Annotated in this window: 16 protein-coding genes; 3 read left to right on the top strand and 13 right to left on the bottom strand. The window is 62.7% G+C overall.

The annotated features are described in order from the left end of the window. Window positions 1-4: 4 nt before the first annotated feature. Window positions 5-1,315, top strand: a complete 1,311-nt coding sequence (locus P2G67_RS09140; RefSeq protein ID WP_275822270.1) for a phosphotransferase — start codon at window positions 5-7, stop codon at window positions 1,313-1,315. Here P2G67_RS09140 and rfbA read toward each other — a convergent pair. From rfbA to P2G67_RS09120, 4 genes are all read right to left on the bottom strand, one after another. Continuing rightward, on the bottom strand, window positions 1,312-2,316 hold the full coding sequence (rfbA, locus tag P2G67_RS09135) for a glucose-1-phosphate thymidylyltransferase RfbA (protein WP_275822268.1): 1,005 nt from the start codon (window positions 2,314-2,316) through the stop codon (window positions 1,312-1,314). The two genes, P2G67_RS09140 and rfbA, sit on opposite strands and share 4 nt — an antisense overlap. Continuing rightward, window positions 2,313-3,212, bottom strand: a complete 900-nt coding sequence (gene rfbD / locus P2G67_RS09130) for a dTDP-4-dehydrorhamnose reductase (protein WP_275822266.1) — start codon at window positions 3,210-3,212, stop codon at window positions 2,313-2,315. Before rfbD ends, rfbA begins: the two co-directional genes overlap by 4 nt. A 101-nt stretch (window positions 3,213-3,313) precedes the next feature. Further along, on the bottom strand, window positions 3,314-4,390 hold the full coding sequence (rfbB, locus tag P2G67_RS09125; protein ID WP_275822264.1) for a dTDP-glucose 4,6-dehydratase: 1,077 nt from the start codon (window positions 4,388-4,390) through the stop codon (window positions 3,314-3,316). A gap of 212 nt (window positions 4,391-4,602) precedes the next feature. Next, window positions 4,603-5,631, bottom strand: a complete 1,029-nt coding sequence (locus tag P2G67_RS09120) for a glycosyltransferase family protein (protein ID WP_275822262.1) — start codon at window positions 5,629-5,631, stop codon at window positions 4,603-4,605. Window positions 5,632-6,220: 589 nt separating this feature from the next. On the opposite strand from P2G67_RS09120, the gene P2G67_RS09115 reads away from it, so the two are divergent. Then, a complete protein-coding gene (locus tag P2G67_RS09115; protein ID WP_275822260.1) occupies window positions 6,221-6,394 on the top strand; it encodes a hypothetical protein in 174 nt (57 codons plus the stop codon). 103 nt (window positions 6,395-6,497) lie between these two features. Here the strand turns inward: P2G67_RS09115 and lpdA are convergent, their stop codons facing one another. From lpdA to dctP, 9 genes are all read right to left on the bottom strand, one after another. Further along, window positions 6,498-7,910 (bottom strand): dihydrolipoyl dehydrogenase, encoded by a 1,413-nt coding sequence (gene lpdA / locus P2G67_RS09110; RefSeq protein ID WP_275822258.1) that lies wholly within the window; start codon window positions 7,908-7,910, stop codon window positions 6,498-6,500. Next, window positions 7,910-9,211 (bottom strand): dihydrolipoamide acetyltransferase family protein, encoded by a 1,302-nt coding sequence (locus P2G67_RS09105; RefSeq protein WP_275822256.1) that lies wholly within the window; start codon window positions 9,209-9,211, stop codon window positions 7,910-7,912. Before P2G67_RS09105 ends, lpdA begins: the two co-directional genes overlap by 1 nt. A 3-nt stretch (window positions 9,212-9,214) precedes the next feature. Further along, window positions 9,215-10,228, bottom strand: a complete 1,014-nt coding sequence (locus tag P2G67_RS09100; protein ID WP_275822254.1) for an alpha-ketoacid dehydrogenase subunit beta — start codon at window positions 10,226-10,228, stop codon at window positions 9,215-9,217. A 1-nt stretch (window position 10,229) separates the two neighbouring features. Then, window positions 10,230-11,468, bottom strand: a complete 1,239-nt coding sequence (locus P2G67_RS09095) for a 3-methyl-2-oxobutanoate dehydrogenase (2-methylpropanoyl-transferring) subunit alpha (RefSeq protein ID WP_275822252.1) — start codon at window positions 11,466-11,468, stop codon at window positions 10,230-10,232. 128 nt (window positions 11,469-11,596) lie between these two features. Then, complete coding sequence (locus P2G67_RS09090) at window positions 11,597-11,902, bottom strand: 3'-5' exonuclease (protein WP_275822251.1); 306 nt, start codon at window positions 11,900-11,902, stop codon at window positions 11,597-11,599. A 225-nt stretch (window positions 11,903-12,127) separates the two neighbouring features. Beyond that, on the bottom strand, window positions 12,128-13,318 hold the full coding sequence (locus tag P2G67_RS09085; protein ID WP_322099674.1) for a M24 family metallopeptidase: 1,191 nt from the start codon (window positions 13,316-13,318) through the stop codon (window positions 12,128-12,130). A 64-nt stretch (window positions 13,319-13,382) separates the two neighbouring features. Then, window positions 13,383-14,675 (bottom strand): TRAP transporter large permease, encoded by a 1,293-nt coding sequence (locus tag P2G67_RS09080; RefSeq protein ID WP_275822249.1) that lies wholly within the window; start codon window positions 14,673-14,675, stop codon window positions 13,383-13,385. Continuing rightward, window positions 14,676-15,284, bottom strand: coding sequence for a TRAP transporter small permease (locus P2G67_RS09075; RefSeq protein ID WP_275822247.1), 609 nt, complete (start codon window positions 15,282-15,284; stop codon window positions 14,676-14,678). Between the two features lie 52 nt (window positions 15,285-15,336). After that, a complete protein-coding gene (dctP, locus tag P2G67_RS09070) occupies window positions 15,337-16,347 on the bottom strand; it encodes a TRAP transporter substrate-binding protein DctP (protein WP_275822245.1) in 1,011 nt (336 codons plus the stop codon). 235 nt (window positions 16,348-16,582) lie between these two features. On the opposite strand from dctP, the gene P2G67_RS09065 reads away from it, so the two are divergent. Further along, complete coding sequence (locus P2G67_RS09065) at window positions 16,583-17,209, top strand: GntR family transcriptional regulator (protein ID WP_275822243.1); 627 nt, start codon at window positions 16,583-16,585, stop codon at window positions 17,207-17,209. Window positions 17,210-17,213 lie beyond the last annotated feature (4 nt).

The raw sequence follows: 17,213 nt of genomic DNA, 5'->3' as shown, positions 1-17,213 counted from the left end.
CCATGTGAGCGCCGTGCAGAGCAGCATATCGTCCGAGCAACTTGAGGATCAGCTGAAAGGCTTGAGCCCACGGCACCTGCAGCGCGCGATGACCAATCTGGAGGTGGTGAACGGGGTCTTCTTCTGCGACCTCGATGGCTTCCTGATCCGCTGGCACGATTTCATTGCTCACTTCAATCGCATGAACCTGTGGGACGTTCTGGATCCCAGAGTGGCAATGCGGATAAAGAACTGCGCTGCAGGGCTGGACAAGGCGCTCGAGCGGGTAGGCCTCACGGCGCGCGATCTTCATTGCGCTGAGATCATCTTCAGCGGCCGCGGCACTGAAGTCATTGCGAAGGTGGGGCTGGGCGATCAGACGCTGTTGCTAAAGTCCTGCCCTACGAGGAATACAGCCCATTCCGAGTATGCGGTCTATGGCCGCCTCGCTCCTGCTCTGGAATCGACAAAACTCGCGTTCCCCCGGTGCCTTGCCTCAGCCGCGGGCGACCGCGACTACGTCATCCTGCTGGAATACCTCCAGGCGCCCCGATACCTGACCGGGCGCCACCTTCCGGTTGATGAAAAGCTCCGGGTATTCGCAGATGCCTTCGCGGATCTTGTTACAAAGCAGTCCTTTCATGAGGCAGCGCGCGGGTGGCCCCAGCATGAATTCCGCCCGAACATGGAGATCGAATCCCTGCTTTCTTCATTGCAGGACGGGCAAACGCGCTGGATCAGCCACCTGTCGGATCACCAGCAACTGTTCATCGCAGCATCAAAGTACATAGCAGAGCACGGCTTGATACACGCCGCACACGCGGATGCCGCGCCCGCCAACATGCTTTTCGATCAGACAGCCGAAAAGGTCGTCTTGTTCGACTTTCAGACGTTCAAGCTAGCTCCCCTCGGGTTGGACCTGGGCACCTTTTCGGCAGATGTGCTTCGTCTAGGTCTGGCCCGCAATTTTGACCAGTGGTTCAATACAATCGTCCGTTCCTACACCAAGGAGGTCGGTGCCAGACTCAGCTTGGATGAGCGCCAATGTGTGGCCATCAGAACCTGCGCAACTCTGTCGTTCATCCTCAGGTGCATCAGAAGATTGCGCGAGGCAGCGAGTGATCTCGATGAGTTTGGCCGGACGCTAGTGCGACTTGAAGGGTCCATGAAGCGCGCAATCGATGAATTGCACGATCTTCTCAGCGTGCCAGGAACGCGATATTATCTTGATCCTGAACGCGCTTCGGTTGTCCGATCTCTCCAAAGTAGGGCTTTAGCCTCCGTAGTTCGGTCCGCCCAGCAGACCTTTCGGAGAATCACGCGCTTGTTTCTTTAGCTGAATCCGTGTGCACGGCCCCTACTGCTCCGGATACTGGACGAACCACGGCATTCAACGACAGAGCTGGGTCGACCCTCAAGAAGACTGAGCAGATACTCGCCGTAGCCGCTCACCTTCAACCTGTTTGCGCAAGCGCGCAGCTGCTCGGTACTGATCCACCCCTGCTGCCAAGCAATCTCTTCGAGGCAAGCAATCTTGAGACCCTGGCTTCGCTCAATGGAGAGCACATACTGTGCCGCTTCCAACAGGCTTTCGTGTGTGCCGGTATCCAGCCAGACAAAGCCGCGTCCAAGCCGCTCGACCCGCAAGTCACCTCGTTCGAGGTAGGCATTGTTCACGCAGGTAATCTCCAACTCTCCGCGCGCGCTGGGTTTAACTTGCCGGGCGATCTCCACCACGTCTTTATCATAGAAGTACAGGCCGGTGACAGCATAGGCTGAGCGTGGCTGCGGCGGCTTCTCTTCGATTGACATGGCTTGGCCCGACTCGTCGAACTCCACTACGCCAAAGCGCTCCGGATCGCGTACAGGATATCCGAAGACGGTGGCACCGTGATCCTGCTGCACCGCACGCAAAAGCTGCACACTGAAATGCTGACCATGAAAAATGTTGTCACCTAGCACCAAACAGACCGGATCATCGCCTATGAACTCTTCGCCGACAACAAAGGCCTCGGCCACGCCCTTGGGGCTGCGCTGCTTAGCATAAGTAAAGTGAACCCCGAAGTCTTCTCCACCACCCAGCAGTTTTCTATACTGCGGCAAGTCATCTTCAGTAGAAATAATGAGAATATCACGAATCCCTGCCAACATCAGCACCGAGATTGGATAATAAATCATGGGTTTATCGTAGACCGGCAGAAGCTGTTTGGATACGCCCCGTGTCACAGGATAGAGCCGGGTTCCTGACCCTCCGGCAAGAACAATCCCCTTTCTACAAGATACCTTGCGTGCAGCGATCGGCAGAGGCTCCAACAGGGGGCGGGTGGAAAGGCTCATGGCTGGCAGAGCTCCTGCAGGGTCAAGGCCAGCTGCGCCCGCCAGTCCGGCAGGGTGATGCCCAGCGCCTGCTCCAGCTTGGCGCAGGCAAGGCGCGAGTTCAGCGGCCGGCGCGCCGGCGTGGGATAGTCGGCGGTGGGAATGGGCGCCACGCCCTCGGGCGCGATCGCGAGGCCCTGCCCCGCCGCGGCGGCCTGGCGGAAGATCTCCTGGGCGAAGCCGCACCAGCTCGTCTCGCCGCGCGGAGCCAGGTGATAGAGGCCGGGGGGGAACGCGGCCTCACTGCCCTCCGGCCCCAGAACGCGGTGCAGCGCCAGGGCGGAGACCTGGGCGATGAGCCGCGCCGGAGTCGGCGCGCCAACCTGGTCGTCCACCACCTTCAAGCTGTCGCGCTCGCGCCCCAGGCGCAGCATGGTGCGCAGGAAGTTGTGGCCGCGGGTGCTGTAGACCCAGCTGGTGCGGAAGATGAGCTGCGGGCAGCCGCTCTGCTCCACCGCGAGGTCGCCGGCCAGTTTGCTCGCGCCATAGACACCCAGCGGGCCGGTCGCGTCCCCCTCCTGCCAGGGCCGATCGCCGCTGCCGGGATAGACGTAGTCGCTGGAATAGTGCAGCAGCCACTGGCCGCGCGCCGCGCTGTAGGCCGCGAGCTGCGCCGGCAACTCGGCGTTCAGGCGATGGGCCAGCTCGGGCTCCGCCTCGGCCTTGTCCACCGCGGTGTAGGCGGCGGCATTGACGATGAGATCCGGCTGATGCCGGGCCAGCCAGCCCTCAACCGCCTGCGGGTCCGCCAGGTCCAATTCGGCGCGCGTGGGCGCCAGCACCTCGCCCAGCAGGCAAAGCTGCCGCCGCAGCTCGAAGCCGACCTGACCGGAACCGCCTGTGAGAAGGATGTTCATCGCCTAACCAAAGAAAACCTGGAGCAAGACACCGGAGCCGCGAGGCTGCCCGAACCTCTGGCTGAACGCCCCCTGCGTTTGGAGGGGGCGTGCCACTTTCGCTAAGCGGCGCGCCGGCCGGTGAGGCCCAGCCGCTCCCCCCGGTAGCTGCCGTCGCGCACCCGCTGCCACCAGTCGCGGTTCTCGAGATACCAGGCCACCGTCTTGCGCAGGCCGCTCCCGAAGCTCTCCTGCGGCCGCCAGCCCAGCTCGCGCTCGATCTTGCCGGCGTCGATGGCATAGCGCCGGTCATGCCCCGGACGGTCGGCAACGAACTTGATGAGGTCCCGGCGGGACATCGGGCCGGTCATCTCGTCCACGAGGTCGCAGATCGTGTGCACGACCTCAAGGTTCGCCTTCTCATTGTGGCCACCGATGTTGTAAGTCTCCCCCACCCGGCCCTCGGTGGCAACCTTGATCAGCGCGCGCGCATGGTCCTCCACGAAGAGCCAGTCGCGCACCTGCTGTCCGTCGCCATAGACCGGCAACTCCTTGCCCTCCAGCGCGTTGAGGATCATCAGCGGGATCAGCTTCTCGGGGAAGTGATAGGGCCCGTAGTTGTTCGAGCAGTTGGTCACCAGCGTCGGCAGCCCGAAGGTCCGCCGCCAGGCCCGCACCAAGTGGTCGGAGCCCGCCTTGCTGGCGGAATAGGGCGAACTGGGGTCGTAGGGCGTGACCTCGGTGAAGAGCCCCTCCGGCCCGTCGAGATCGCCGTAAACCTCGTCGGTGGAGATGTGATGGAAACGGAAGCCCTCGGCCTTCTGCGGCGCACTCTCCTTGAGCGCCTGCCAGTAGCCCCGCGCCGCCTCGAGCAGGACCGAGGTGCCGACAATGTTGGTCTGGATGAAGTCGGCCGGCCCGTCGATCGAGCGATCCACATGGCTCTCGGCCGCCAGATGCATCACCACGTCGGGCCGGTGCTCGCCGAAGGCCCTTTGCATGGCCCGCACGTCGCACACGTCTGCCTGCACGAAAGTGTAGCGGGCATTGCCGGCCACGCTGTCCACGGAATCCAGATTCCCTGCGTAGGTCAGCTTGTCGATGTTCACCACGCGGTGGCCGGTCTGGCCGATCAGTTCGCGCACCACGGCCGAGCCGATGAACCCTGCGCCGCCGGTAATCAGAAAGGTTTTCGACATGGCCCCTACTGCAAAGTTGATGACTGGGCGGTGCGCCCGGCCTTTGCGGTGCACACTCACGCTGCATAGCAAGGTCTGAGCCTACCGCATTCAGGTTCGGCGTCTAGCCCCAAAGTGGTAGCCATTACAACTTTTGCGCACGCGTAAAGACAGTGGTGCGCCTTCCGGCACCACTGATGGTATGAAGCGAAATAAAAGCTAAGAATCGGACCTCACGCTCCCTCCACCCACGCGGGGAGATCGGTGAGCACCTGCTGCTGCGCCCTTCGCGCTGCACTCGCGGCCATTGCCCTGGCTTCACCTGGATGGTCGAGCAGCCATTCCAGGGCGCGCTGCCAGCAGGTGGGATCGTCATCGACCAGCAGCCCATCCACCCCGTCCTGGACAAACTCCTTATAAGGAGACTGCTTCGTGTACACCCCGACGCCCCCCATCGCCGCAATGTCGAGGAACTTGATGGTCGATTTGCTGCGATTGAAGGGCGTGTTCAAATGCGGCACCAAGCCGATATGCACACGGCGGTTGGCGCGATAGGCCCTGAACCTGTCCCAGCGCAGGGGCACTGGACAGCTCACGCGCGGCAGTTCGGTCAAGCAGCGCGGCGTGCGCTCGCCCAGCATGACCTCCAGTTCGGTGTCCTGCCTGCTCCCGTGGACCGCCTCCAATGCCGGAGCGATGTGGCAAAGGTCGGCCAGATGCGCGCGGCTGCCATGAAAGCCGATGAGCCAAGGCGACTCGGGGCACGGCCCCCTGTCGAAATGCGAAAGGTCGTGCAGCGGGGCGATCAACTGGGGCCCCATCACATGCAGGTTGCGATGCCGCTCAGCAAACTGATCGGCCAGAACGGCACTGCAGGTCACAACCGTGTCGGCCAAGGCCAGCAGCTTGGGCTGCGACTCCGCCGCGCGTGCCATGCGCCGACGGTAGCTCTGCGGCAGCCTGCTATCCTCCGCCGCTGCTGCAAGGTCGTCATCGATGAGATAAACGATCCGGTCGAAGCGCCCTCTCGCCTGTTCCAGCCAGCGCAGCACCCGTCGTGGCAAGGTGCGGCACAGCACCAGATTTGCCCCCTCCTGCTTCGCCAAGAAACGCTGGACAAGCGGCCAACGCCACCCGCGGACGTCAAGCCGGTCAACCTCGTGATTCTGCGCACGCAGCAAGGGCGCTACTGACTCGAGAAAGTAGACATCCTCAGTCGGCCGCACCCCATCGCTCAGCAACAACCAGCGCCGACTACTCACCTTGCATCACCGACTTTCTCACCCTGTTCGAAGCAATATTATTGCCATTCGATACTTCCCTCACCAGCAGCGAGCCATTCCACGGCAAAAAGAGGCGGTGGAAAGGGCAGTTCGCAGCGGCTTGTCATTTCGCAAAATTTTTCTAAAATTGTCTTTTTACTTAAACAACGCTTGGCCGCCCACCTTTCTATTGCGTTAACACTTACAATCACAAACCACATCCGAAGGGGGTAAAGGATGGATCAATCGCTGCATTCTGTCCAGCGCTCTACCACTGTCACTAGCGCGTGATGACCCTCGCAGCCCCGTTCGTTTGAAGGGGGACGCACCCTTTCTTCGGCCATTACCTGGATTACACCTGCTATGATCAGTCACCGCAGCGACCACTGCAGCAACCCGGTCACATTTTTGTTACACGGCCCTACAGCAAGGTCGTGCGCTTTACCAGCACCTTGTTCCTTTTCTAGTTGCAATCCGCCGTTTTTCATTCCATAATAGCAACCGCGTTGGGCGCGAAAGGCTTTATGGCCACGCGTTCCACGGGGCGAGAAGAGCCATATTGATACGTGAACTCTTCAGGGGGGTTACCATGGCGGATGGGGATGGGGGATCGCGCGAGGGCTGCAGTGCTGAGCAAGTCACCCGCGCGGAGGCGGAGGCGGCATTACGCGATCTCGGCTTCACCGCAGAGGAAGCCGCCGACCTGGTCCCCGCGCTGCAAGAGATCGAAGCGGGCTGCGGCGACGCCCCCGAGCAGGTCTAGACGGGGCACCATTTGGGAGCGGCTTTCTCTATCGCCGCCCCCCATCGCCGAAAGCGTGTAGAAGCTCCACGGACCTGCCTCTGCATCGGGGCTGACACCGCACTTATACGTGCAGCCCCTGCCCCAGCGCCTTGAGAGCCGCCTCAGGAAAGGCCTCGCTCTGGGTGGGGTGAGCGTGGATGGTACCGGCGATGTCTTCGAGGCGCGCACCCATCTCGATGGCGAGAATGAAAGCGGCGGAAAGCTCGGAGACGCCCGGCCCCACCGCCTGCACACCGAGGACCAGGTGGTTGTCCGCGCGTGCGACCACGCGGACAAAGCCGGCATCGCTTCCCCCGGCATCCGCTCCCAGCGTCATCGCCCGCCCGTTGGCACTGAAGGGAAACTGGCCGAGGCGGATCTCGCGGCCGGTTGCGCGCGCCTCCTCGGGTGACAGGCCGACGCAAACCACCTCCGGATCAGTAAAACAGACGGCCGGGATGGCGCGCGTGTCCCACGCCCGAGGCTTATCGGCGAGGATCTCAGCCACCATATGGCCTTGGGCCATGGCGCGGTGGGCCAGCATCGGCTCCCCGGTCACATCGCCGATGGCATAGACGCCGCGCATCGAGGTGCGGCACTGCCCGTCGATGCGCAGGAAAGGCCCGTCCCGATCGAGGTCGAGCTCCTCGAGCCCCCAGCCCTCGACCAGCGGCCGACGACCGACGGTGACCAGAACCTGGTCGGCCGGTAGACGGCGTTCTTCGCCCTCAGCGGTCTCCACGACCAGCGCGGTGGCGTCAGAGGATAGGCGCCGTGCCTTGGCGCGGAGGATGATTTCGACGCCCAGTGTCTCGAGGCGCTTCGCCACGGGGCGGGTAAGCTCCCGGTCCCACTGGGGCAGAATGCGGTCCTCGGCCTCGACCACGGTGACCCGGCTGCCGAGCTTCGCAAAAGCGGTGCCGAGTTCCAGCCCGATATAGCCGGCGCCCACCACCACCAGCCGCTCGGGCGGCCGGGTCAGCTTCAGCGCCTCGCTGGAGGAGATCACCTTGCCGCCGAACGGCAGCGCAGGCAGCTCGACCGGCGTCGAGCCTGTGGCGATCACCACGTTCTCGGCCCGGATCACCTGCGGCCCGGTTGCGGTCTCGACCTCCACGGTCTTGCCGTCGCGAAAACGGGCCCAGCCCGCCACCGATTTCACGCCCGCGCGTTTCAACAGCTGCGCCACGCCGAGGGTTAGGCGCTCGACAATCCCCTCCTTCCAGCTCACCGCCTGCGCCAGATCGAGCTCCGGCGGCGGCGCGTGCAGGCCAAAGGGTGTCCCGCTGGCTGCGGCCGCCGCGGCTTTGGCGTACTCCTCCGCCACATGGATCAGCGCCTTGGAAGGGATGCAGCCCACCGTGAGGCAGACACCACCCGGGCGTGCAGCCTCAACCACCACGGTGTCGAGCCCCAGCTGGCCGGCACGGATCGCGCAGACATAGCCGCCGGGGCCCGCCCCGATCACCAGGAGCTGGCAGGAAAGCTCCTTCATCACGGCACCTCCATGAAGAGCATGGCCGGGGTTTCCAGGAGGGTCTTCAGGCGCTGCACGAAGCTGGCCGCGTTCCAGCCATCGATGACCCGATGATCGAAACTAGAGGAGAGATTCATCATCTTGCGCGGGACGAAACCCTGGCCATCCCAGTGCGGGCGCACCGCGATCTTGTTGACCCCGACGATCGCCACCTCCGGATGATTGATGATCGGCGTCGACATGATGCCGCCCAGCGCGCCGAGCGAGGTGATGGTGATGGTCGAGCCGCTCAACTCCTCTTGCCTGGCGGAGCCGTCGCGGGCCGCCGCGGTCACGCGAGCGAGTTCGGCGGCGCAATCGCGCAGGCCCCGTGCCTCCGCATGGCGCACGACCGGAACCATCAATCCGCCAGGCGTTTGGGTTGCGATACCCACATGGACGGCCGCGTGACGGTGAAGGATCCCCGCCTCGTCATCGAAAAGCGCATTGACCAGAGGCTGCTCCTCCACCGCGCGGACGAGGGCTAGGATCAGGAAGGGCAGGATCGTTAGGCGCAGGCCGTCCCGATCCTCGGCATTCAGCTTGCCGCGCAGATCCTCCAGTGCCGTGACGTCGACCTCCTCGACGTAGGTGATATGCGCGATCCGGTCCTTGGCCAGCGTCATCCTTTCGGCGATGCGCCGGCGCAGACCGATGATCCTGATCTCTTCCACCTCGGTGCGGCGCTGCAGGCGACCGAGGGCAGTCCCACCCTTGGTGAAAGTGTCGAGATCCTCATGGGTGATTCGGCCGGCCGGGCCTGTGCCTTGGACTTGGCGCAGATCTATTCCCGCCTCCCGCGCCCTGAGCCGCACCGCCGGCGATGCCAGCGGCCGTTCGCCTTCAGGGCGCGGCAGGGCACTGCCACCAAGGACCGGACCGGGTCGTGCAGAGACCGGAGGCTCCGCGTCAGCCTCCTTCGTGCGCACTTTGGCCGGCTGTGGCTCGGGTGGTGCCGCAGGCGCCTCCGCCGCTTCCGCCTCCTGCTCCCGCGCCGGCTCTGGCTCGGCTGCGGACTCTGCTTCGGTGTCCCCTTCTCCCGCGACCGTCAGTTTGGCAAGCGGTGCGCCAACGGCGATCTTTTCGCCCACCTCCGCCCCCAGCCAGGCGACGGTGCCGTCGCGCGGCGCGGGGATCTCGACGGTGGCCTTGTCGGTCATCACGGCGGCGAGCGTGTCGTCCTCGCGAACGAGATCGCCGACCTGCACCTGCCATTCGACCAGTTCCGCCTCGGCCACGCCTTCGCCGATATCCGGGAGTTTGATGACGAGCTCGGCCAAGGGTCACGCCTCCATCGTCGCAACCAGCGCCTCGGCAACCCGCCTTGGCCCCGGGAAGTAGGCCCATTCCTGCGCGTGGGGATAGGGCGTGTCGTAGCCGGCAACGCGCATGATCGGCGCCTCCAGGTGCCAGAAGCATTCCTCCTGCACCAGCGCCACCAGCTCGGCGCCGAAACCAGACGTCAGCGTGGCCTCGTGGATGACGACGCAGCGCCGGGTCTTCTTCACCGAGGTCGCCACGGTCTCCAGGTCAAGCGGCAGAAGCGTGCGCAGGTCGATTACCTCGGCGTCCACACCCGCCTCCTCGGCCGCGGCCTCGGCCACATGCACCATCGTGCCATAGGCCAGCACCGTCACTGCCTTTCCGGGCCGCCTCACCACCGCCTCGCCCAGCCGAACGGTGAAATGCCCGTCGGGAACCTCGCCCAGGGGATGAGTAGACCAGGGGGTGACGGGGCGATCGTGATGCCCGTCGAAGGGGCCGTTGTAGAGCCGCTTCGGCTCGAGGAAGATCACCGGGTCCGGATCCTCGATCGCCGCGATCAGGAGGCCTTTGGCATCCTGTGGATTGGAGGGCACGACGGTTTTCAGCCCCGCGACGTGCGTGAAGAGCGCTTCCGGGCTCTGGCTGTGGGTCTGACCGCCGAAGATGCCGCCGCCGGTGGGCATGCGAATGACGATTGGGCAGGTAAACTGGCCAGCCGAGCGGTAGCGAATGCGCGCCGCCTCCGAGACGATCTGGTCGTAGGCCGGATACATATAGTCGACGAACTGGATCTCGACACAGGGCCGCAGCCCGTAGGCGGCCATGCCGATGGCCGCGCCCACGATGCCCGACTCGTTGATCGGCGTATCGAAGCAGCGTGCCACGCCGTACTTCTGCTGCAGTCCCTGGGTGCAGCGGAAGACACCGCCGAAGTAGCCCACGTCCTCGCCGAAAACGACCACCCGCTCGTCCTCGGCCATCGACACCTCCATGGCAGAGCGGATCGCTTCGATCATGGACATGCGCGCCATGTCAGAACCCCGCCTTCTGGCGCTGGCGCCGCAGATGCGGCGGCATGGTGGCATAGACCCCCTCGAAGAGGTCGCGCGCCGAAGGCTGGCCGCCGGAATGCAGCGTGCCGCGGCTTTCCGCCTCCCGCTGGGCGCCGATCACCTTGTCCATGATCTCGGCTTCGGCCTGTTTGTGGCGTTCCTCGGACCATGCGCCGATGGCGACGAGGTGATTTTTCAGCCGGATGATCGGGTCGCCCAGGGGCCAAGCGTCGGACTCGGTCTTGGGCCGATAGGCGGAGGGATCGTCCGAGGTGGAGTGGGCCCCCACGCGATAGGTCACATGCTCGATCAGCGTCGGGCCCAGATTGCGCCGGGCGCGTTCGACCGCCCACTTCGCCACGGCATGCACCGCCAGGTAGTCGTTGCCGTCGACCCTCAGTGCCGGGATGCCGAAACCGAGGCCGCGGGCCGCGAAGGTCCCGGAACCACCGCGCGCGATTCCCTGAAAGGTCGAGATCGCCCACTGGTTATTGACAATGTTCAAAACCACCGGCGCGCGATAGGTCGAGGCGAAGACGAGGCCTGCATGAAAGTCGCTCTCGGCCGTCGAGCCGTCGCCAATCCAGCCTGCGGCGATGCGCGTATCGCGGCTGATTGCCGAAGCCATCGCCCAGCCCACCGCCTGGATGAACTGCGTGGCGAGGTTGCCTGAGACCGAGAAGAAGCCGTGTTCGCGCGCAGAATAGAGCACCGGAAGCTGCCGCCCCTTGAGGGGGTCCGCCTCGTTCGAGAAGATCTGGTTCATCATCTCGACCATCGGGTAGTCCCCGGCGATCAGCAGTCCGGCCTGGCGATAGGTCGGAAAGTTCATGTCACCGGGCTCCAGCGCGCGCCGGAAGGCACAGCTCACAGCCTCCTCGCCCATGTGCTGCATATAGAAGGAGGTCTTGCCCTGGCGCTGGGCGGTGAGCATCCGGGCATCGAAGGCGCGCAACGTCATCATGTGGCGCAGGCCCTCGCGCAGCTCCTCTTCGTCCAGGCCACCGGCCCACGGCCCCACCGCCTCCCCCTGGCGGTTCAGCACACGGATGATGGAATAGGCCAGGTCGCGGATCTCGCTGGGCTCCACATCCACCGGCGGCCGCGGCACCGAGCCGGCCCGCGGGATCTGGACGTGGGAGAAGTCAGGCGTCTCGCCCGGGCGAACCTCTGGCTCCGGTACCTGGAAGCTGAGCGAAGCTGCGGTCTTCTCATTCATGTCGTCACTGTCCACTCCCAACCGGCTTCCTGGCATAGCCTGTACTATACCCATAATCGGAGGCAAGATGTGATCGGCTTGGGTGGAAGAAAGTTACTCTTTCCGCAACCTTTGGGAACCGCCCTCCCCTACTGACCAATCAGATCGTCGAGAAACTCCGAGCCCGGCTCCACGCCGCTGATCAGCAGGCGGTCGCGGGCGCGGGTGCAGGCGACGTAGAGCAGGTGGCGTTCGGTTTCCTGCAGCGCTTCCAGGTCGGCGAGGTCGCCCACGGCTTCCAGGCGGTCCGGGTCCGGCAGCACGTCCTCGTCCACGGCCATCACCGCACAGGCGCGGTATTCCAGGCCCTTGGCGTCGTGCATCAGGATGAGCGGGATGTCGCGGCTGGCCTGTTCAATGGTTGCCGAGAATGTCGCTTCTACTTTTAGTGGCAAACTCTGGAGAAGGGAGGTTCCCGTTCTTGCAGAAGATCAACAAGCGCTCGATATGGCGGAATGTCTTATCTGATCGAGCACAAGAAGGAGGCACTGTGTCAGACGGCGGCGGGCGGGGCAGACGCTTGCCTCACTTGAGGGCGGCACGCCCGCCCCGCCAATCCTCCTAGACCGCGCCACGGCCGGCAATGGCCGCAAGTGACAGCTGAAACCGCCTTCGGGTTCTCATTCTACAAGCAGAATCTCTCGTGGATAGTTCGTGAGGAACTCAAAACCCTCTTCCGTCACCACGATGGAATCGCCGATCCTGCCACCACACTCGCGGTCGATCGAAATGCCGCCATCCACGGCAAAGGTCATCCCCGGCTGCAGTATGGTTTTGTCGCCCGCTTTCAGTTCCGGTGCCTCTAGAGAGGCTGTGCCGATCGCTCTTCCGGTTCGGTAGCCGGTTTCATAACCGCGTTCCCGATAGACCTCATTGGCGGCAGCGGCCACCTCTTCCGCACGGACCCCAGGGCGAATGGCTTCCAGCGCCCGCCGCTGTGCATCGATCGCTGCCTGTTGCACATGCTCCGCCTTCGCGTCGACGCCTCCGATGTGGAACATGCGGTCGAAGCCCAGCTTGTACTGTTTGAACTGCACCATGTTGCAGAAGCAGAAATAGACGGGGTCGCCCTGCTGGTACTGCCGCACGCTCGCACGCCGGTGAACCATTGAGGTGTCGGGCCCGCTCTGGAGTATCTGCAGGTTATGGATCATGGGCGAGACGAACCTCTCCCATCCCTTGTCGGTCAGGAAACCAGCCGCCGCGCGCGTCCCCGCATCGATGACCGCCAGGGCGGACTCATACTCACGCGCCCCGACCTTCAACGAGGTGTGTGCGGCCTTCATCATCGCGCCAGCAATGGTGCCCGCCTTCTTCATGACGTCTATTTCGAGCTCGGACTTGATCATCCGCAGTTCGTCCAGCAGCGGCGAAATATCCTCGAGCTTTAGATCCTGTTCATCCAGCCAACCGCGAATGATGGCCGGCAGCCTTCGCTTCTCCACGTGAACGGATTGCAGGTCGCCGCCCAGGGCCTCGCCGAGCACCCTGCCCCAGCTGCGCGGCCCGGCATCCTCCCAGACCCGAATGTCCGTCACCCAGGTCATCGCCGCGACCATCTCCTGCTCCATGAGAGGGGTGATGACCACCGGCTCATGACCCGGCCGCACGACCAGCATCGTCGGACGCCCGAACTCCACACCCAAGTACCCCCAAAAGCCGGCAAGATAGGCGATGGAATCCTCTGCAGTGATCAGGGCGACCTCTATGCCGCACTCTTCCATCCTCTGCTCCAGCCTCGACGTCCGGAGCTTCGCCTCTGACAACATTTTCTTTGTTACTCCTTGTTGCGATTTCTTGGAGCGGGTCACGCTCAGGACGCATCGCCTCGCGATCCGGCCCGCCGCGTAAAGCCGCTCTCAGTTGACGTCAGACCTAGTCCAGCAGCCCCGGCAGAAAGAGGGCCAACTCAGGTATGAAGGTGACCAGAAACAGCACTGGAACATGACCCAGCAGAAGAAATCGCATTGTGTGGCCGACGTAGTTGGCCAGGGGTGTTCCCGTGACTCCGCCGGCCATGAAGAGAAGCGGGGCGCAGGGAGGGGTAACATTCCCCAGCCCGAGATTGACGCCGACGATGGCCGCGAAATGGATGGGATCCAGGCCGATCTCCTGCGTCACGGGAAGCAGTATGATGGCCGCCAAGACACTCCCGGATACGTCATCGATGATCATCCCCATGATCAACAGCAGCAGGTTGATCATGAGGAGGATGACGATCCTGTTCTCGCTGACGGAGAGCAGAAAGTCCGCCACGTTGCCTGGCACATTCGCAAGGACCATGCCGCGGCTCATGACAAAGAGGAACAGCAGGATCATGACGATGCTGCCGGTCAGGCGTGCGGCATCGACAGTGGTACCGAAGAGGTTCTTGAAGGAGACCGAGCGATACACGAGCAGCCCGACGAAGAGGGCATAGACGGCCGCCACTGCGCCGGCTTCCGTCGGCGTTGCGATGCCCGAATAGATGCCGCCCAGAATGATGAGGGGCATCAAGAGCGCGAGTATCGCCCGCTTTCCGGCGAAGATCGCCTCGTGCGCGGTCTTCGCGAGCGGCTGCTTGGGCGAGACCTTTATGCTGGTGTTCTTGCGCAGGAATATGAAGTTCAGCACGCAATAGATGATTATCAGCAGCAGCGCAGGAATGACCGTCGACAAGAATGCCTTCGCAACCGACTCCCGGATCGCGATCGCAAAGACGATCATGGGTATGCTTGGGGGAATCAGGAACGCCAAAACCGATGAAACGCTGAGCAGCGCCGTCGCGTGACCGGGTGGGTAGCCCTCCTCGATCATGCGCGGAACGATGATCCGGCCGATCGCCGCAATGGCGGCGGCTGCACTGCCGGAGATCGCACCGAAAAGGGCGCAGGTAAGAACCGTCACCGCTCCGAGGCCGCCCTTCGTGCGGCCGACAAAAGCGTTCACGAAGGCAAGCAGACGGTCGGAGATGCCGGCGGCCCCCATAAGCGAGCCTGCGTAGATGAAAAGCGGGATGGCCAGCAAGGTGAAGGCGCTTATCTGCGTGAAGCCAGCAGTCGCATGAAAGGAAATGTCAATACCGGCGACAAAACCGTAGAAGAGTGCGCCGATCCCGAAGGCAAAGCCTATCGGCACCTCGATCAGGATCAGGGCAATGACCAGCAGGATGGCGAGTAAAAAGAGCATTTAACGGCCACCCCACACGAGCTTCACGTGTCTCAGTTCAAACCAGAGCTGAATCAGAAGGTACAGGGCCATGCCGGCCATACCGACCAGGAAGGAAAGGTCCCAGAGATATCGGGGCCAGCGCAGATAGGCGCTTTTCCGGCCAATATCGAAATTGAACTGCACGATGGCATAGGCGTAGTAGAAAAAGACGCAGAGCACCACCAGAGCGATCGCCGTACCGAGCGCGCGCGCAACCCCGATGATCCGGGGGTTGGAGGTGATCAGAGTCAGAATGCCGCCTTCAATGTGCGTTCGGTGGCGCGTGCTGTAGACCATGCCGCCGAAGTAGCACCAAAGCGCCAGAAGGGGCGCCATTTCCTCAATACCGAGAAAGGGCCACTCAAGCAGGTAGCGCATCACGACCTGCGCCACCATGGTCAGGGACAGCCCCAGCAGCGACAGGAACATGATCCATCGGAGACCGGCGGCCAGTCGCTCTTCAACGAAAGTCAGTGCTCTTCCAAAAGACGAAGCAGCGCCCTGTTCGTCCTTGATCGCACGCGCGGGTGTAATCCGACCTTCCTGGGCGTCCGGGGACGCCGGCACATCCAGCTCTTCCGTTGCCATGTCCCCCTCCAGCGCGAAAGATAGGGCGCCGGATAACCGGCGCCCCTCGCCTTTATTCAGATGCCTCGGCCGCCGAACGGATCTGCTCCATCACCTCGGGGCCCACCAGCTGCTCCATGTAGGGGTACTCCACCTCCATGGTGAGCTTCTTGTAAGCTTCCTGCTGTTCGGGAGTGAGTTCGATCACCTCGATCCCGGCCTCGCGCATTTCCTCGAACCACCTGGGGCTCTGCGCCTCGGCATTCTCCCACGTCCACTCCACAGCCTCGGTCGCCGCGGTGCGGATCCATTCCTGCTGCTCGGTTTCGAGGGAGTCGAACCACTGCTTGTTCGCAAGCCAGAAGGTGTGTTCGAAGTTGTGGCGGGTGTAGACGTAGGTGTCGATCACGTCCTTGAACATCAGCACTTCGGAGGGGGGAGAAACGGCGCGCCCGTCGATGGCACCGGTCTGCAGAGCTGTATGCACCTCTGAGAAGGCCATGGGCACGACCGAAAAGCCAAGGGCGCCGTAGCTCTCGATAGAGAGCGGCTGAGCGGGGACCCGCATCTTGAAGCCCTGTGCATCCTCCGGATAATTGAGTGGAGGTTCGATGCCATTGCGCACGACAAAACCGGTAAAGTCAGTAGGTATGATCCCCAGCAAGACCATGTTCAGGTCGTTCATGATGTCCTGATAGACACCTTCCATTGTCGAGCCTGGGCCAAAGACGGCCTCACCTTGCTCCCAATCCTCCGCAATAAAAGCCAGGTTCGAAATATCCCAACGCGGGTCAAGTTCACCGTAGTTCCAGGCAAGTGTCATTTGGACGGAACCCTGAGCAACCTGCTCAATGATCGATGTCCAGTCACCAAGATCTCCACCTGGATGGTAGGCAACTTGAAAATCACCCCCGGAGAGCTCGTCCATCCGCTGCATGAAGCGCTCCGACGCGCCGTGCCAGATGTGTTCACTGTCCATGATGTGCGCCAATATTGGCTCATTCGCACCAGAGACCTGCGCTCCAGAGAGCGAGGCGAGACCAAAGATCGCCCCCATGATCGTGGTTCGCTTGAGCATGCTCATTCGTCGTCTCCTCGTTGTCAGGCAGTCCGGCGGCTCTCGATTGACACTTCATGTAGTCGGCCGTACCCTGCTGCATACAGCTTAGGCAGCCGTTTGCACGCGAGTCAATCGCCTTCGTTTTGAGCTATCTCAGGCGCTGTTTCTCTAGAGACCTGGCCGTCTGTAAGATTACTTTCCTTTGGTGATACCGGAATCGAGGCCCAGAGCATTGCCGTCAAACGCCCGCACGCCTCTGGTGGATGACATCCAGGCAATCATTCTCCAACGCATTCGTCTGCTCGAGTACCCCCCTGGAAGCCGTTTGCATGAAGCAAAGTTGGCCGAGGAGTTCGGCGCAAGCCGCACCCCTGTGCGCGAAGCACTGAACCGACTGCATCACCTGGGTTTGGTTCAGACCAGAAACGGAGTGGGCACAGTCGTCGTCCAGCTTGAGCTGAAGGAGCTCGCCGAGATCTACCAGATGCGCGTGGAGCTTTGTGCCCTGATCGGCCGCCTGTCGCCCAACGAGATTACCGAGCACCATGTTCGCGAGGCCCGTGACCTTCTCGCGCAGGCGCAACAAGCCAGCAGGTCCGGCGTCAAGAGCGAGTACTTCCGGATCAACGAACGCATCAACGCCTTGGTAAAAAGTGTCATCGGCAATTCGGCGCTGCGCTCGACTTGGGATTTCCTTCACAGTCAGGCTTCCAGTGCCTGGCATCATGTTGATACCAAAGAGGCGTTTCAAACGCTGGCGGACGAACTCGAAGACATGATCGTCGCATTGGAGTACGGAGATCCGCAGGCTGTCGGCGCGGTCCAGGGAATGCATATCAGGTACGGTTTCCTGAGATTGCTGCGCGCCTTGGAAAGCCGCTCATAGGAAA

The sequence above is a fragment of the Aquibaculum arenosum genome, assembly GCF_029222965.1.
GTDB lineage: Bacteria > Pseudomonadota > Alphaproteobacteria > Kiloniellales > DSM-21159 > Aquibaculum > Aquibaculum arenosum.
This window is presented reverse-complemented; position numbering and strand designations above follow the sequence as displayed.

Excerpts from the sequence above, each read along its gene's own strand:
- rfbA (WP_275822268.1), bottom strand. The coding sequence starts at position 2,316 with ATGAGCCTTTCCACCCGCCCCCTGTTGGAGCCTCTGCCGATCGCTGCA.
- rfbD (WP_275822266.1), bottom strand. The coding sequence starts at position 3,212 with ATGAACATCCTTCTCACAGGCGGTTCCGGTCAGGTCGGCTTCGAGCTG.
- rfbB (WP_275822264.1), bottom strand. The coding sequence starts at position 4,390 with ATGTCGAAAACCTTTCTGATTACCGGCGGCGCAGGGTTCATCGGCTCG.
- P2G67_RS09115 (WP_275822260.1), top strand. The coding sequence starts at position 6,221 with ATGGCGGATGGGGATGGGGGATCGCGCGAGGGCTGCAGTGCTGAGCAA.
- lpdA (WP_275822258.1), bottom strand. The coding sequence starts at position 7,910 with ATGAAGGAGCTTTCCTGCCAGCTCCTGGTGATCGGGGCGGGCCCCGGC.
- P2G67_RS09100 (WP_275822254.1), bottom strand. The coding sequence starts at position 10,228 with ATGGCGCGCATGTCCATGATCGAAGCGATCCGCTCTGCCATGGAGGTG.
- P2G67_RS09095 (WP_275822252.1), bottom strand. The coding sequence starts at position 11,468 with ATGAATGAGAAGACCGCAGCTTCGCTCAGCTTCCAGGTACCGGAGCCA.
- P2G67_RS09080 (WP_275822249.1), bottom strand. The coding sequence starts at position 14,675 with ATGCTCTTTTTACTCGCCATCCTGCTGGTCATTGCCCTGATCCTGATC.
- P2G67_RS09075 (WP_275822247.1), bottom strand. The coding sequence starts at position 15,284 with ATGGCAACGGAAGAGCTGGATGTGCCGGCGTCCCCGGACGCCCAGGAA.
- dctP (WP_275822245.1), bottom strand. The coding sequence starts at position 16,347 with ATGAGCATGCTCAAGCGAACCACGATCATGGGGGCGATCTTTGGTCTC.